Origin of the sequence: Pseudoalteromonas sp. L23 (assembly GCF_021728455.1) — a bacterium.
GTDB lineage: Bacteria > Pseudomonadota > Gammaproteobacteria > Enterobacterales > Alteromonadaceae > Pseudoalteromonas.
Window position 1 is genome coordinate 162233 of sequence record NZ_JAKKCW010000008.1, and the last position, 15943, is coordinate 178175.

Genomic DNA, 15943 nt, shown 5'->3' on the forward strand with positions numbered 1-15943 from the left:
GAGAGTGACCTGTTACTTTGTTACTTTGCGAGCTCTAAAATTTCGGCCTTTCATTTTTCCTTCTGAGATTGTTTTAAGCGCCACGTTGGCAATACTACGCTCAACCGCAACGTATGAAGACATCGCAGTGACTTTGATTTTGCCGATTTGATCACCTTTTAACGCTTGATTTGAGGTCAGTGCACCTAAGATATCACCCGGTCTTAATTTCGCTTTCTTACCGCCGTCGATTTGAATGGTTACCATCGGCGCTCGGTTAATTTTGTTATTTAACACTTGGTCGCTTGGCAGGGTATTGGGCTCAATTGTCTTACCTAAATAGTCTTCGAGGGCATTTACTTTATGCGATTCTTTATAACTCATTAAAGAGCATGCCACGCCTTTATTGCCTGCACGTCCGGTTCTGCCAACGCGGTGAACATGCACTTCTGGGTCATGGGCGATATGGTAGTTGATCACCATATCTACATGGTCGACGTCGATACCCCGGGCTGCGACATCCGTTGCCAACAAAATGGTCACGCTCTTATTCGCAAAACGAACCAATGTGCGGTCACGGTCTTTTTGCTCTAAGTCACCGTGAAGTGCTGCTGCATCAAAACCTAGGCTATATAGGCTGTCGCATACGTTCTGGCATTCTACCTTGGTATTGCAGAAGATAACCGCTGAGCTTGGTTGAAATTGCATTAACAGCTTTTGTACCGCAGGCAATCTCGCATCGTTGTTGTCGACTTCATAGAAGTACTGTTCAATTGAGCTATCATCATGCGTTGCTTCAACCGTGACTTTGGCTGCATCTTTCATGATGTGCTGCGCGAGCTGCTCTATTTTTGGCGGGAAAGTTGCACTAAATAACAGGTTTTGGCGTGCTGTAGGGCAGTGATCTATGATGCACTGCAGCGACTCTTCAAAACCCATCTCTAACATGCGATCCGCTTCATCCAGTACAAAGGTATTCACTTCATCTAGCGACAAACGGCCTTTGCGGAGGTGCTCTTCAATACGCCCTGGCGTACCCACAATGATGTGCGCACCGTGTTCAAGAGAGCCAATTTGTGGACCCATAGGTGCACCACCGCACAGCGCTAACACTTTGATGTTATGAACTGCACGGGCAAGCTTGCGAATTTCAGCCGCAACCTGATCGGCAAGCTCTCGAGTTGGGCATACCACAAGCGCCTGCACGCGAAAGCGTTTCACGTTTAAATTATGTAATAGTCCTAAAGAGAAAGCGGCGGTTTTACCTGAGCCCGTTTTACCTTGGCCAATGACATCTTTACCCGCCAAGATAAGCGGTAAGGTTTGTGCTTGAATGTCAGTCATGGTGTGATACCCCAATGACGCGAGGTTATCGAGTAAGGCGCTAGAAAGTGAGGTACTTGAAAAAAGTGGCTGAGTCAAAGTCGCTGTCTCTGTAGTTCTAAAACAGCAATTATAACATGGCTCGAACGGATAGCGCGTGTAAGGCCGTGATAAAATTTTTACCACGGCCAAGTGCGTTAAAAAATAATCTTAAACATTTCCCATGAACAGGGATAAGTGGCATTACAGCCTATGACGGTAGGATGCACATTGGCTCCCGCGCCACCATTACCTGCGGCTTGGATATAGTGACCATTGATTGACTTAAGCGCCACTTTATCGCCATTTTGGATCAAAGCACCGGGGTTATTCGGCAACTCAATCGTGAAGGTTTCCCAAATAGAAGCCACCGTTCGATTGGCATTTAACTCAGCGCCACCACCTTGCTCTGCAACAAAGTAATAGCCAGTGGCTGTTTGAATGTGGACGGTGTCGCCATCAAACAGGTTACCGCCGTTGACATCGATAAGATTAAACCGCTCCCAAGGGCCAATCGCAATACGATTGGCGTTTACTGTATTACCGCCATTGTTTTCTGCAACGAAGTAGTATTGTCCGCCGGTTTCAAACGACACATTAGTAAAAATCGTCGGGCCACATGGGGCTGTAGTGAAGGTTAAGTCTTCCCCTTGAATGGTGGTGCGAGGTGGCTTTGGATCTCCTCGAAAACGAAAATGATATTCGCTGCCGCAATCTAGGTTCGCTATTTGTGCGCTAACCGGGCCATTCACACCACCCGGTGTTGCGAGTACGCTGTAGCCGTAATTAGTAGTTGGGCCATAATCAAACGTTTCTCCACTTAAACCAATAGTAGAGGCGGAATAGCCGTTTAATTGAGCGGAGGTTTCTGTGATATTGCTCGCAGCTTGGGTCACATATTGCGTACCAGCGTGCGCTAAAAATGTACTACCAAACAATGTGAACAGTATCAATTTCAAGATATTCATTGTCTAGCTCCTTTGACTAAAAAAGCTGTTACGATTAACAGCCCTTTTAGCTTAGGAGAAGGAGTTGCAAATGCTATTACACCTGCTTACACCATTAATTGCCAGAAGTGGGCTTCTGACGTGGTGTACGCTTTTCTCCAGCGTGTTGGCTCTTTGGCTTGTTTGCAGACGATGATGGACGGCGTCTACGGTTGCCATTGTTATTACCAGCAGGTTTACCGTTGCTACTTGGCTTATTGTTGCGAGGGCCTGAATTTTGCTTAGGTTTGTTTTTCGGCTGAGCGGAAGGTGTTTGCTCAGCGTCTGTCGCCTTTGGCTTTTTAGGTTTCTTTGGCTTTTTCGGCTTGATTGGGCGTGTATCTAATTTTGACTCAGGTACGGCAAGTTGCGGCTCAAACCCTGGCTCCACTTTACGTGGCACCAGCTGTTGAATTAATCGTTCAATGCCAAATAAGTCGCTTGCGGTCTCTTGGGTAACAAACGAGATAGCTTCACCTGTCGCACCAGCGCGGCCTGTTCTGCCGATACGGTGAACATAATCTTCGTAAACATTTGGCAGGTCAAAGTTCACGACATGAGGCAGCTCTTGAATATCCAAGCCCCTTGCTACAATATCAGTGGCAACAAGTACACGCACTTCACCATTTTTAAAGCCAGCAAGGGCTTTCATGCGAGCGCTTTGGCTTTTATTACCATGGATTGCTGCGGCATTGATCTTGTCTTTTTCTAGATCCTTTACCAAGCGGTTGGCACCGTGTTTTGTGCGGGTGAATACCAACACTTGTTGCCAATTATGCGTTTGCACTAAATGCTTGAGTAAGTTGGTGCGTTTACTTTTGTCTACCGGGTACACCCACTGAGTCACGCTTTTTGCGGTGCTGTTTGCTGGTGCCACAGAAATCTCTACCGGATCATGAATTAGCCCTTTCGCCAAGGCTCTAATCTCTTCAGAGAATGTTGCAGAGAACATCAAGTTTTGTCTGCGGCTTGGCAATACTTTGATGATGCGTTTGATATCGTGAATAAAGCCCATATCTAGCATACGGTCGGCTTCATCCAATACCAGTACTTCAAGGTCATCAAATTTGACAGCATTCTGCTGGTAAAGGTCGAGTAATCGCCCAGGTGTTGCCACTAAAACATCAATGCCTTTACGCAGCTTCATCATTTGCGGATTGATCTTCACACCGCCGTAAACGACTTCAGAGCTGATAGGCAGGTGTTTACTGTAAAGCGCAACACTTTGCCATACTTGGTCAGCAAGCTCTCTGGTTGGTGTTAGAATTAACGCGCGTACATTATTCGCACGTGGTTTAGTACCGGCAATCAGCTTTTGCAACAAAGGTAATGTAAAGCCCGCTGTTTTGCCCGTTCCCGTTTGCGCTGCAGCCATCACGTCTCTACCTTCTAAAATGGCAGGAATGGCTTGTTCTTGAATGGGAGTCGGTTTGTCGTAACCTTGTTCGACAACGGCTTGATTTATTTCTGGGGCTAAACCTAGGTGGCTAAAGCTCATGATTTTGTACTCTGTATTGGGCGGCGGGCAAGAGTACAGTATTTACTCCGCTTAAGCAATTTCGCCGTGTTGTTAAATAGCCTCAGGTTAAATAACGATAGGCGGGTAGATAACAAGGCATAGCGTTAAAAGCAGAATGTAAACATCAGGATTACAATCAAAATAAGTGAAAGGAAACGTTCGTACTAGAGGTCTATTGATGGCATTAGTTATTCACGACCAGTTTGCTCTGTATCTGAGTCACTAATTTGGCAAACTGGATTAACTTAGGAGATGTATGGACTCCTCCCCCTTATCGGGAGAGTACGGTATAAAGATATTGCAAAACACTTTTACCAAATAAGGAGTCCATACATGACACAGTCTAATTTAATTGCTATCGACTTGGCAAAAAACATTTTCCAGGTGGAACAGCTGAAAGACAATAAACTCAAGTTTAATAGCCAAAGCAAAAAACAAGTAAAAAAGTGAAAGTAAAAACAAGAAAAACAAGTAGGAAAAATAAGTGACATATATGGACGCTCAGCTGCAGTCAAGTAATACTCATCCAACAAGGTTGTTTTAACAGCCTTGTTGCTTCTTTTATTTATCTCTCATTTACTATTTGTATGTATTGATAAACAGTCACTTTGAGTCACCCTAAATAAGGTGCTGCTCTGACATATATTCGGGCTTAACTGAATTTCAGCGCCCCTAATGAGTTTCGAACCTAGTCACCCAAAAAGTAGAATACGCCCACGCGGCATTGAATGCCTTGCCTATGAAAAACAAGTTGAAAAACAAGTGATGAAAAACAAGTGATGAAAAACAAGTGAAAAACAAGTGAAGTGAAAAACAAGTGACACCCACTACTATTTGCATCAAAAACAGAAAACAAGAAAGAATAAATCAATAAGAATAAATCAATGACACCCATCACTATAAATCGGCTGCATGTTTGACTAGCCTTAATTATCAATTGCTGCAGGAGTAGGCTTTCTACTCTTTTTATTAAGAGGTTTTATGAATAATACAGAAACACAATCAATCGAAAGTATCTGGCAAGAGCAGCTTTCAGGTTATGGCTGTGATCCCGATTTAGCTTATGCCAAAAATACGTTTTTTAACCAGTCTAACGAGTCTATTTCAGCAGCATTTTCTCGCAGCGTAATTGAAAGGGCAAATGAACTAAGAGTTATGCCTAATGTGTTATTTAATAAGTACTTTTACTTCTTCATTGACTTCCTAATGAACACAGATCATGAACCATTCGACGCTTCTGAGGTAGCGAGCTGTTTTGCATCCCTTCTCAAAGAGAAGCTGGATTCAAACTCTATTGCTAGCTCAGAACTCGTCAGGCAATCCAAAGGCGCGGTGGACTATTTAACGCGTAACACTATTTTTTTTAATGAGGATGCGGATATCTACGGTGATCTAGAAGCAAAGTTGAAGGCTTTAAAAAGCCAGTTAAAGACTTATCAAATTTAGGCTGCATCTGAGGTTAAAAATAGTGGTCAGATTGAGTTGGCCAATGAAAAGCTAATAAATAGATAAAAGAAATAAGTGACATCCATCACTATTAATATCCAAGCTGAGGAAGTGAAGTAAAAAAGTATAAAAATACTTCAACCACTTTGGTCAAAAACGTTTATAGATAGGCTAATTTTTAGCGCTCAGGCGTATCTATTCAACAAAACAGGTTTATCGCGCACGACAAGGCGCTGTAAATACAACAGTAAGAAATTCTAGAGTTGAAAAGCTTGCTCTGCTAAGCCAACAAACGCTCGCAGTTTGTTAGGTTTGCCCGCCGTCTTTTTTGCAGTGTTTCACAGTAAGCGGTTATTGTCCGCTCTCGACCAACTGCACCGTGGAATACCTGTGAAAATTGCGTGGTGAGTTTTATCCAGTTCTCTGGTTCTATATTTAATCGAGTGAGAATGACTTGTGCTTCGTTTATATAACCGCGTTTATCGACCCGAATGCATTTGCCCGTGAGCTCAACTAATTCAATATAGGACTTGAGTTCAAAGGGCAGGCCTTTAGGCATATGTTTTCGTGGGCTGCCAGCAAAACGTAGTAGACTTTTTGGTTGATTACCCCGTTTAGCGTGGTCGATGCGCTTTTTGATGCTGGTGTAGTCTGAGGTCTCAGGCGTTGCAGCGATTTTGGCTCTAATTGGGTTTAAGTCTACGTAAGCGAGACAAGCAGCCAGTGCTGCCTCATCCAGTAATGCTTGGGATTTGAATCGTCCTTCCCAGAATCGGCCTGTACAATTATCTTCTTTATTTGCTCGGCGGGCGATGTCTTCGTTAAGCACTCGCATAAACCAGCTAATATCTGCGAGCCTTTCCCTGTACTTGGCGACATGCTCATCGAATATCAATTGTTCCGATTCATTGAGTGGTTCACCCTCAACGAGCTTATGGGTTATCCAGTTGCCTTTAAACAGCTTGTGCCACCGTATCACAATCGCTTCATCAGACAGGCGCTTAGCCTTTTTATCATCAACATATAAAACAATGTGGGTGTGATTACTCATCACGGCATAAGCACAGATATCAATACAAAACACGGAGCCCAGCATCAGGAGCTTTTCTTCAACCCAATCACGGCGGTGTTCGTATGATTTGCCAGTAAATTTATCTTCACCGCACAGAAAGGCGCGCCTCACGCAACGGGAGATACAGTGATAATATTTGGTGTCGGTTAAACTAATTTGTTTTTTACGGGCAGTTGCCATAGTTTGGTTTCCTCAATCCTTTGAGTGCAGAATTTAAGCTTAGGCGGAATTTTAGGAAGGTGCAAATTAGTGATGGGTGTCAGCTATTTAATTATGGGTGTCAGCTATTTAATTCAATTAAGCTATTTAATTCATAGGGAGTCAAAAGTGCTCATACATGGGGCTTTTAGCGCTTGCCACATTACAGCATTGTTTAGGCTTGGAGATCACGTTATTAATGTGTTTAATAAATGTTTTATATATTGATTTTTTGTTTCTTCGCTGCCAGTATAGCCATTAGTAAGTTTCCGATTTGGAAACTTTAAACAATGATTATCAAGGAAATAAAATGAAACTAAGCCTTAAGAAAAGGAACATGAAAGTACTCAATAAAGACAATAGCCACGTTGTTAAAAATGTCACTTTGCAAATTGCTGGTGGTTATAATCGAGGTTATACAGACTTTTATTTTTGTGGGACAACGCATTGTCCATCTGCGTATCCAGAGTGTGAAACTATGGGGTGTAACGCGTAACCTTGCTCCATAGTTGGCGATTACTCATCAATTCATAGGTTTGTTCTGAATCTCAAACTTATGAATTGTAATTCAGTGCATTCCTATTTTATCAAACACCTTCCAAAGTGCCTTTGCGTGTACTTGCTACAACACAGAAAAATCACGACAAGTAGAGATTGACTCTCTGAGTGCTTTAAATATACGTCACTTTTATATGTTGGGCTTTGTATCGAACACTCTTTTGTAGTATGGCTTTTAACGTTTTACTCTTTTTTGATTGGTATGTTATATTGTATCAATTGCGGGCGAGCATGACAAAGGAGAAAGCGTGAACGTAAAAGTACAGTCGCTTGGAGACAAAGCAGCAATTGGGTTATCTATGTTGTGCTTAGTCCATTGCTTAATATTACCTTTGTTATTATTTGTACTTCCTCCCTTAGCGGGGTTATTAACGCTTTCTGATGAAGCTTTTCACGAATGGTTACTCATAGCCGTGCTACCCATTAGCGTATTGGCCCTTGGATTTGGCTATTTGCGGCATAAGTCAGGTCTTGTTGTGGGCATGGGGTTAGTAGGCTGCACATTCTTGGTGCTAGCAACTATTTTAGGTGAACAACGCGGAGAAACCTTGTTCACAGTGCTTGGCTCTATGCTCATCACCTACGCTCATCTTCGAAACTATGCGCTGCGTCGCAATTTTCACTAAATAAAACCCTATTTGGAGTTACTATGAATAGCCTTATGCCTATAGAACCCTTGCTTGACGTGGACTCAGTGCATCATCAGCAGTCAGAACATGCCACCGTGTTAACCAAAATTTATGAGCCCAACACCAATATTGTGATTTGGCAACATGCATTATCATCTGCTTTAAAAGCAGAGTTTGGCCGCTACTTAGAAACAGCAAAAGAGCTAGAGTTAGCGCTACAAATTGCGACTAGCAAGATCACTTGCGAAGTCAGTGAGTCGTTAAAGCGTTTGAATTTTAGTGATGCGATGGTGGCGCATATTATTGAAATAGTAGATATGTTTAGCTGCTTATTTGAACTTCGCGTCGTTGGTTTACGGTTAAAAATGCTCGAGACTGCAATGTGCCCGAAATTTCATGTTGATAAAGTGCCAGTACGACTGGTGACTACACTCGCAGGCGCTGGCAGCGAGTGGCTTAGAAACCAGCATGTATCAAGGGATCGCAACAAACTGACTATTTCTCCTGAAGCTGATGCAATACAGCTTGCCTGTGGGGATGTGGCATTATTAAAAGGTGAGCGTTGGGAAGGCAATGAAGGCCGTGGCTTAGTGCATCGCTCACCAGCAGTAGTAACAGGGGAAAGACGATTGCTACTGACATTAGATTTTATCGCATAGACTGGATTTATTATGACAACAAAATTAACTGCATTTGTATTTAGCGCTATTTTTAGCCTCTCGCTTTTGGGATGCCAGTCAGAGCCTACAAATATCGGTACCTCCGCGGTAAGTGGCCAAGCAACCGTCGCTCCGCTTAAAATCGCGACTTGGAACATGGAGCATTTAGCATATCCATCGAACACAGGGTGTAGGCCTCGTGATGAGCAGGAGATAAGCGCACTGCGCGATTATGCAAAAGGGCTTAATGCAGATGTTATTGCGCTGCAAGAAGTCGCATCGGTTAAAGCATTAGAGCAGGTCTTTCCAAGTAGTGAGTGGCAATTACTGATTTCAAGTAGAGCTGATAGCGCGACGTACGACTGTAGAGGAAGTGGCAACGTCTCTACACAGCAGAAAACCGCTTTTGCAATTAAAAATAGCCTTGCCTCAAGCAAAGTGGATAACGTGAGCGAACTTAGCGTGGATGTTGAAGGGCTAAGACATGGTCTAGTTGTGACCTTAGATACTCAGTTTGGTGAGCTTTCACTGCTTAATGTCCATCTTAAAAGCGGCTGTTTTGTTGATAACTACTCGACATCGGATAAAAAAGCCTGTCGATTGCTGGCAGAGCAATTACCAGTACTCAAGTCCTGGTTGAAGAAACACGCAAATAGCAACACCATTGTGTTGGGCGACTTTAATCATCGTTTAAGCCATGGCGACAATCAATTTTGGCAGCAGTTAACCAAGCACCAAAATAACGCCTCTACACCTTTGATAAATGCAACTAAGACGCTGACAGGTTGTCACCCTCGTTACCCTGTGCCGATTGACCATATATTACTGAGCAACAAACTTGCAAACACGGTAAAATTCGCCCCCAGCGTACACTTTTTTGCGGATATGTCTGAAGAGAAAATGCTCAGCGATCACTGCGCTATTTCGGTGTCAATTAGCATGCGTTAAGACTGTTGCTAGTTGTACTAAAAGGGAGCGCATATAGTCAACCGCTGCCGTGCAAATATTATCAAGGTCTAATCACCAAAAGCAGCATCTTTAATGGTAACTTTAGTGTTGAAATTAGACCTTATTTGCTTTTGCTAACGGCTTCTGTTGTCATGATTGGATAAAAGGGTATGAGGCTTATCTAACGGCATAGCAGGGCGACACTACGCCTTTGATCCCTTGGATCCGGTATAAAAAATTACCGAGCCGAGAGAATTAAAACAACATTTAAGTTGTCTTGAAGCGGTCATGCCTGCAATATCATGTTTGGCCTATGATAAAAATATTGTGTATTAGGGCCTGTTGCTAACATAAGCAGCTATTTGACAACCGCACTTAATGAATAACTTAAACGAAAGGAGTGTGCTATGCCATCCGCAAACTTACTTGCCTTGCTCGATGATGTCGCTGCGCTAACAAAATTAGCCGCAACCAAAACCGCTCCGGTGTTAGGAGACGATCTCGCCGTCAACGCAGAGCAACTCTCGGGCGGGATCAAACCAGATCGGGAGCTTGCAGTGGTATGGAAGGTGTTTAAAGGCTCCTTGCTAAACAAGTTTATTTTAGTGCCCGCTGCTTTGGCTTGCAGTTACTTTGCGCCGTTTATGATCCCCATTATGCTAATTTTGGGGGCGCTGTACTTGCTGTTTGAAGGTGGCGAAAAAATTCTCCACGCTATTTTTCACCGTCGGGAACAACAGCAAGAAACCGATGAGTTTGTCAAAGCGCTTGAGGATGAGCGTGTTGACTTAGTCGAGTTTGAAAAAGACAAAATCAAGGGCGCTATCGTTACCGACTTTGTTCTATCGGCGGAAATTATCATTATTGCGCTGGGGGCGATTGCTGATCAGCCTTTTGAAAAGCAAGCAATAGTCCTTTCGTTAATTGGACTTGCACTGACAATCGGGGTTTACGGAATTGTGGCCCTGATTGTTAAGCTTGATGATATTGGTTTAGCCATGATTAAGGACGCAAGTAAGACTACACTTGCAGCGATAAAACGTGGGGTGGGTAAAGGGCTGCTTTATTTTGCTAACGGTCTGATGAAGTTTTTGTCAGTCGCCGGTGTGCTGGCAATGCTTTTAGTTGGCGTTGATATTTTGGCTCACCAGTTCCACTTACTTGAAGAAATTGTTCACGCTATTGAAAATCTGATCCCTGCATTGAGCTGGCTTTTGAGTATTATCGCCAAGCTTGGATTGGGTGCAGTGATTGGTGTCATTATTGCGGCGGTGTTAAGTCAGTTGTTGGCAATGTTTAAAAAAGCATAAATATCTATATCGCAAGTAGCCGTATATTTCAGGGCTACTTGCAGAGCCTTTCGATTACCTTCTAATCGGCACTTGCTGGTTGACTGGCTTTTGCGGTGCTTCATTGAGGTTTTGTGGTAATAAACGTTTGGCTTTACGCTGCTCCCGTAGCGTAAATTGCAGCGCTTTTAAAATCCGCGCATCCAATGGCGTTTTGCAAAACGGGCTTAACAGGTTGTTCTCTTCCGTCGGATCTTCACTCAAGTTATAACACTCGTATTCACTGGGAATGAACTGAGTGGTTGTTATTCCGTCTGGGTTGCTGACGCCAATGACATTACTCACAGACGATTGCGTGGTAGGCTCATCGTTACCACCAAGATCAACTAAATTCGGGTCTTGCTCATAGAATCGAGCGTTATCAAAATAACGCACAAACTTCCATTTCGTATCACCGCTGATATCCGGTAGTTGCGTTATTACAGCTTCGATATGGTTCGGTTGGATAATACTATTGTAAGCTTTACCGGTAAGCATATTCGTCATATCACTGCCAACTTCGATGTTGTCATCGGTCATAAAGTAAATGGCTTCTTCTTTGGGCGACGCTTCACCTAAAATGACGTTGGCTAGGTTTCTGCCAACGAGTGGCTGTGCCTCACTGTGATCTTTAGCAAGCTGAGTACGAGTTTGCTCAATATCTATATCCGCTAGACCAAGCAGGGTAGGCAGTAAGTCGATGTGCGATGTGGTGATATCAAGCTGCTTAGGTTGATTGAAAAGCACAGGATTAGAAATAATAAACGGCACGTTTAATACTTCTTGATACGCGGTGTACCATTTTTGATGTAGACCGCCGTGAGCACCCAGTAGCTCACCATGATCTGAGGTAAAAATGACAATAGTATTTTCATAAAAAGATGACTGCTTTAATGCGTTAAATACCTGTTCTATATGCTTGTTCACTTCTGCGATAAGGTAGTAATAAAACTGTCGATAGGTTTCATCTGGTGGCTGTGGTAGATACATATGCGGGTACATAAGCTGATAGTCTTTTTGGCATCTAGGCTTGTCCATTAAGCTTTCAGTTTGGCTTGGGGCTGGCGCAACACTTGGAAGGTTACCGGCTTCTTTTTCGGCATAAAAGTTGGAAAACCAATCTTTTTGTCCCATTAATACAATGTCATGAGGGTTTACGAATGAAGAAACCAGTAAAAATGGTGTTTGGTCGCCGTTTTGTGCCTTTTCTTCAAGTTGTTTAAGGGTTTCACAAACTTGATTGGCAAATCCCGGATCTCGAGACGTACCTGAATTGTTCTCTGCAGCGCCATGAGGTTCAGGACCTATCCATTGACTAAAGCCAAACTTATCTAGACGCTCTGCGCGCTCATAGAGAGCTTGTTTTGCTGGGTAAGGCTCTCCAGTTTCAGAGTTACTATACAGCGCTTGCTGACTCCCCGGCACGATAATATCCTCATCGGAGAGGTGCCATTTACCACGATAATAGGTTTGATAACCCGCTTCGCGAAACCAAGATCCCATGGTTGGCACAGTATTGGGAGTCAGCCAGAACATGTTTTGATCAAATGACGACTTGCCAATTCCTGGAGTTTGGCTCACGCCGTGTAGGGATGGATATTGTCCCGTGTAAATGGATGTTCTACTTGGTGCGCATGCCGTCGCTGCTGCATTATGATTCATGAATTCCATGCCACAGCGGCGCATTTCTGCCATGCACGCACTGTGCTTGAGTCGATACTCTTTTGCTTGTGAATTTTCGTAAGGCGGAGGGAAACGCTCTTCATCTGTGGTAATGATTAGAAAATTCGGTTGTTTGCCATTAATCTTCATTACAATCTCCTTTTAACTTGCACAGGGCAAATGCCCACGGAGAGTGTAGTTGAAGATCCTTAGGTATTTGCGTTTTGTGTAATTTAATTGTTTTTTTATTTTAAATAATGTGTAAAAACAACATTCTGTATTTTCTCAACGGCGAATAGAAAAAAGGCCTTATCGGCCTTTTTATATGCTTTGGTATTTGGTGAGTTACCAATCGCCTGGGTCGCCGCCATCTGAGTCGCTGATCTCTTCGTAAGTACCGCCGGTGTCAATACTCAGCTGTTTAAGAAACTGAAATGTAGGGGGACTAGATACCGACTGAGATGCAGATGAAACATCTAATACATACATCTTATCTTTATTAGCCAGAATATTTTGCACTGTGCCTGTATAGATTGTGGCATTGAATTGCACTGGTGGTAACTCAAACAGGTATTTAGAGGTTACGCTCGTTTGCCAATTTGAGCCGCCACAGCTAGAGACTGGACTGTCATTTTCGCCGCCATCAGTAGAACCATACACTCTTAGCAGTGCGCCATTAGCGGCTTCCGTTGAGTAATTTGCTCTTAACTCATCAGCGCCATCACACATAGCTTGTGCAAGTGCAGTTAGCCCCGTGCACCCTTCTGGATCTAGTTGATAGAGTGCCATCATTGCCGCATTGAAACCGACAAACCCGTTAGTTAGAGATTGAATTTGACCGCCACTAGCAAACGTTTTCACATTTAACTGTTGGCCATTAATTGTGGCATCTAAAAAGAACTTTGATACTTTTTGCACTGCCTGTTGCTTTGAGAATGAACATCGGCTTTGTCCATCTGGGCGCAACGTGTTCATTGAACTACTGCGGTCTAAAAAAAGCACGCCATAAGATTCAGGCGCAGCGAGCGAATTGAAACTCGACATTGTGGTTGCCAATACAATGGCAGATACTAAGATTTTCATCATCGTGAACTCCATGTCAAAAGATACCATTTGCATTATCTAATCGGGAACCTCACGGCAGCGACAAGATATTGTTCAAATGGTGTAAGAAGTATCTGGCTGTACTGCTGATGCAGATACATGATTTGCGCAAGTAAAAAAAAATGAGCTTGATTGGTTGCAAATTTGTTGCGCAGCGTAAGGGTAGGGTAGATTCTAATTTTATCCATTACACCACATTACAGCGATAATTTATTTTTAAAACATAATGTTACATTGAATTGTGAAGTAAGTTTCAGTGTTTTCAGTATGTTATGTTTAGCTGCTTGATATTATAGCGGTTGCGATTTAGTTTCTAAAAAATATACAGTAGGATGAAGTAAGCTGTATTCAAAAGTACGAAATAATAAAAACAATGACAGGAAGTTTTATGAAGCGATATCTATTTTCTCTTTTAGGTTTAATTGCAATCGTCGCTGCTGGTTGGAAGTTTACCCAGTATCAGTCTTATTACACTTCAGATTATGTTGATGTAGTGTTGTCTTCACAAGTGCTTAATGAAGATCGAAAGGTCTTTATTCGCCTCCCAAAAGGATATGACAAAGCACATAGTTATCCACTCATTATTCGCACCGACGGCAACTTTAATCTCGCGCGGTGGGATGAGGTACTAAGCAGCCTTGCCGAACAAGGTAGGGTAGAAGATGCCATTTTAGTGTCTATTCCCAATCAATTTTGGACTGAGACCCGCAACCGCGACTTAGTACCGCCTTATGCTCGACAAGATGTTGCGATTGAGGCTCGTCCAGAGAGTGACAATGATCCTGCCATTTTTGGTCGTGCAGATCGTTTTTTGCAATTTGTTGAAAGCGAGCTGTTACCCTATTTAGAAGCTAACTACTCAATTAACGACAACCGTGTGTTAAGTGGGTTCTCTGCTGGTGGAAGTTTTGTACTTTATACCATGGTGACTAAACCTGCGCTTTTTGATGGCTACTTTGCTTTTAGTCCCGCTGCGTGGTATGACGACTCGGTTGTCGTAAAAGAATTCGCAAAAAGCCTAGCCAATATTCAAGGCAAACCTAAGTATATTTACCTCTCCATAGGCGGTGCTGAGAATGACATCATTACGGGGTCATTTCGCGGTTTATTAGAGGCACTTGAACAGCATGCGCCTGCCAATGTGCGTTGGGGACACAGCATTAGCGAGGGCGCGGGGCATTCACAAAATCCAGTGGTTTCCGTGCCACTTGCCTTGAGTGAGTATCATCACTTTAGAAAAAATCAGTTAATGTAAGTGTTGCAATGCTTTGATTTCAGAGAGCAAATGTTTTTGTTCACTTTCACTTAGCCCTTCAAGCTTAAGCATGGCTTGGTAGGTCTTTAATAGTGATGGCTTATCTCCTTTTTGGTGATAAGCCATGGCCAATTGCTGCAGTGCATTGAGGGACGCTGAGTTGTGCTGGCTCACAAAGCTGAACAGGTTGATGGCCGCAGTGAAGTTACGTTCGAATAGGGCGCCATACCCGAGCGAAGTCAGTGCGTCGTAGGGGTAAGTCTTGAGTCCGTATAGCGATTTAGCGATGGCAACATGATTTTCCAGCTGAGTGACACCCGCGGCGGCTACCTTCAAGGATGGCTGATAATGGTTAAAGAGGTGCTGCAGACCATGATAATAGCTTGGGTAGACGACGCTCATATGGGATTCGCCGCTAAAGTGCTGCGCTTTGAAGTCAATTCCATTTGGCTTTCGCCAAGCATCATTAAGACGTTGAAATGGCTGCGTTATGATTGCGCTTTCGTCAGCCATGCTGATGTAGATACACTTGTTGATTAACGCTTTTGCCAGTAAGTCATTTAATAATCGCTCTTTATCCCACCAAAGGCTTGGACTTGCCAACATCACACCATTAAATAAATCGGGTTTTTCAAGTAGCGCATAGGTTGCAAACAGCCCACCGAATGAGTGTCCTGCTAACGCGCGATAGCCTGATGTGCGATAATGCTTGTCTACGTAAGGGATGAGTTCTTTGTCGATAAATTGCAGTAGCATTTTTGCACCGCCTGGATTTTGCTGCCGTGTTGGAGCTGCAAAATGTCCCAGTACGGCAAGGCTGCCTTTGCGATAAGACGGGGTCAGATCTCGAGTGCGGTGTTCGTTGGTTTCGATGGCAACAATGATAAGTTCCGGTATTTTATGTTGTTGTGCCAAGAAGCGAGCCGCTGAAACGGTATGTTCAAGATTGCTCTGACCATCAGTTAGATATAACACTGGATAGCCTGTATTGCCTTGCTCATAGCTTGGTGGCAGGACGATATGAACCGTTCTTTTTTGCGAAAAATAAGCGGACGAAAGCTGCAGTGTCGAGTTCGAATCTACTGATTTATTAGCAATAGCGCTACCAATTGACAGCAACGTAAAAATAGCCACGATAACAATGTGAGTAACTAACCTAGCTTGCATAACCGCTCGTTCCTTGCTTAAAAATCATCACTAATTTAACACGAGTCAAAACGACAAGGAACGAGTTATAT

General features: G+C 43.4%; 14 protein-coding genes. 7 read left to right on the forward strand and 7 right to left on the reverse strand.

Translation table 11 applies throughout. From position 1 onward, the window contains the following. Positions 1–12: 12 nt before the first annotated feature. The 3 genes from dbpA to L3V43_RS14665 form a co-directional block, all read right to left on the reverse strand. Positions 13–1401 (reverse strand): ATP-dependent RNA helicase DbpA, encoded by a 1389-nt coding sequence (dbpA, locus tag L3V43_RS14655; protein WP_010607250.1) that lies wholly within the window; start codon positions 1399–1401, stop codon positions 13–15. A 98-nt stretch (positions 1402–1499) separates the two neighbouring features. Beyond that, positions 1500–2309, reverse strand: a complete 810-nt coding sequence (locus tag L3V43_RS14660; protein ID WP_102056322.1) for a peptidase S8 — start codon at positions 2307–2309, stop codon at positions 1500–1502. A 94-nt stretch (positions 2310–2403) separates the two neighbouring features. Next, positions 2404–3825, reverse strand: a complete 1422-nt coding sequence (locus L3V43_RS14665; RefSeq protein ID WP_102056323.1) for a DEAD/DEAH box helicase — start codon at positions 3823–3825, stop codon at positions 2404–2406. Positions 3826–4827: 1002 nt separating this feature from the next. Here L3V43_RS14665 and L3V43_RS14670 point away from each other — a divergent pair. Then, entirely contained in the window at positions 4828–5292 is a 465-nt protein-coding gene (locus L3V43_RS14670) for a hypothetical protein (protein ID WP_235368647.1), read from the forward strand. A 280-nt stretch (positions 5293–5572) separates the two neighbouring features. On the opposite strand, the gene L3V43_RS14675 is transcribed toward L3V43_RS14670, so the two are convergent. Further along, positions 5573–6544, reverse strand: coding sequence for a transposase (locus L3V43_RS14675; RefSeq protein ID WP_237116830.1), 972 nt, complete (start codon positions 6542–6544; stop codon positions 5573–5575). Positions 6545–6872: 328 nt separating this feature from the next. Between L3V43_RS14675 and L3V43_RS14680 the strand changes: the two genes are divergently transcribed. The 5 genes from L3V43_RS14680 (at position 6873) to L3V43_RS14700 (ending at position 10666) form a co-directional block, all read left to right on the forward strand. Then, positions 6873–7058, forward strand: a complete 186-nt coding sequence (locus L3V43_RS14680) for a hypothetical protein (RefSeq protein ID WP_029215937.1) — start codon at positions 6873–6875, stop codon at positions 7056–7058. 310 nt (positions 7059–7368) lie between these two features. Next, positions 7369–7746, forward strand: a complete 378-nt coding sequence (locus tag L3V43_RS14685; RefSeq protein ID WP_102056328.1) for a MerC domain-containing protein — start codon at positions 7369–7371, stop codon at positions 7744–7746. A 23-nt stretch (positions 7747–7769) separates the two neighbouring features. After that, entirely contained in the window at positions 7770–8408 is a 639-nt protein-coding gene (locus L3V43_RS14690) for a DUF1826 domain-containing protein (protein WP_237116831.1), read from the forward strand. Positions 8409–8420: 12 nt separating this feature from the next. Further along, positions 8421–9356, forward strand: a complete 936-nt coding sequence (locus L3V43_RS14695) for an endonuclease/exonuclease/phosphatase family protein (protein WP_237116832.1) — start codon at positions 8421–8423, stop codon at positions 9354–9356. Between the two features lie 407 nt (positions 9357–9763). Further along, the gene (locus L3V43_RS14700) at positions 9764–10666 is read left to right on the forward strand and encodes a DUF808 family protein (RefSeq protein ID WP_174170766.1); all 903 of its coding nucleotides are present in this window, start codon (positions 9764–9766) and stop codon (positions 10664–10666) included. Between the two features lie 54 nt (positions 10667–10720). On the opposite strand, the gene L3V43_RS14705 is transcribed toward L3V43_RS14700, so the two are convergent. Both L3V43_RS14705 and L3V43_RS14710 read right to left on the reverse strand, forming a co-directional pair. Then, entirely contained in the window at positions 10721–12496 is a 1776-nt protein-coding gene (locus L3V43_RS14705) for a sulfatase-like hydrolase/transferase (RefSeq protein ID WP_237116833.1), read from the reverse strand. Positions 12497–12691: 195 nt separating this feature from the next. Next, a complete protein-coding gene (locus L3V43_RS14710; RefSeq protein ID WP_237116834.1) occupies positions 12692–13432 on the reverse strand; it encodes a VWA domain-containing protein in 741 nt (246 codons plus the stop codon). 406 nt (positions 13433–13838) lie between these two features. On the opposite strand from L3V43_RS14710, the gene L3V43_RS14715 reads away from it, so the two are divergent. After that, the gene (locus L3V43_RS14715) at positions 13839–14705 is read left to right on the forward strand and encodes an alpha/beta hydrolase-fold protein (RefSeq protein WP_237116835.1); all 867 of its coding nucleotides are present in this window, start codon (positions 13839–13841) and stop codon (positions 14703–14705) included. Here the strand turns inward: L3V43_RS14715 and L3V43_RS14720 are convergent. Beyond that, complete coding sequence (locus L3V43_RS14720; protein WP_237116836.1) at positions 14697–15872, reverse strand: alpha/beta hydrolase-fold protein; 1176 nt, start codon at positions 15870–15872, stop codon at positions 14697–14699. The two genes, L3V43_RS14715 and L3V43_RS14720, sit on opposite strands and share 9 nt — an antisense overlap. Positions 15873–15943 lie beyond the last annotated feature (71 nt).

Excerpts from the sequence above, each read along its gene's own strand:
- L3V43_RS14660 (WP_102056322.1), bottom strand. The coding sequence starts at position 2,309 with ATGAATATCTTGAAATTGATACTGTTCACATTGTTTGGTAGTACATTT.
- L3V43_RS14665 (WP_102056323.1), bottom strand. The coding sequence starts at position 3,825 with ATGAGCTTTAGCCACCTAGGTTTAGCCCCAGAAATAAATCAAGCCGTT.
- L3V43_RS14670 (WP_235368647.1), top strand. The coding sequence starts at position 4,828 with ATGAATAATACAGAAACACAATCAATCGAAAGTATCTGGCAAGAGCAG.
- L3V43_RS14675 (WP_237116830.1), bottom strand. The coding sequence starts at position 6,544 with ATGGCAACTGCCCGTAAAAAACAAATTAGTTTAACCGACACCAAATAT.
- L3V43_RS14680 (WP_029215937.1), top strand. The coding sequence starts at position 6,873 with ATGAAACTAAGCCTTAAGAAAAGGAACATGAAAGTACTCAATAAAGAC.
- L3V43_RS14690 (WP_237116831.1), top strand. The coding sequence starts at position 7,770 with ATGAATAGCCTTATGCCTATAGAACCCTTGCTTGACGTGGACTCAGTG.
- L3V43_RS14695 (WP_237116832.1), top strand. The coding sequence starts at position 8,421 with ATGACAACAAAATTAACTGCATTTGTATTTAGCGCTATTTTTAGCCTC.
- L3V43_RS14700 (WP_174170766.1), top strand. The coding sequence starts at position 9,764 with ATGCCATCCGCAAACTTACTTGCCTTGCTCGATGATGTCGCTGCGCTA.
- L3V43_RS14705 (WP_237116833.1), bottom strand. The coding sequence starts at position 12,496 with ATGAAGATTAATGGCAAACAACCGAATTTTCTAATCATTACCACAGAT.
- L3V43_RS14710 (WP_237116834.1), bottom strand. The coding sequence starts at position 13,432 with ATGATGAAAATCTTAGTATCTGCCATTGTATTGGCAACCACAATGTCG.
- L3V43_RS14715 (WP_237116835.1), top strand. The coding sequence starts at position 13,839 with ATGAAGCGATATCTATTTTCTCTTTTAGGTTTAATTGCAATCGTCGCT.
- L3V43_RS14720 (WP_237116836.1), bottom strand. The coding sequence starts at position 15,872 with ATGCAAGCTAGGTTAGTTACTCACATTGTTATCGTGGCTATTTTTACG.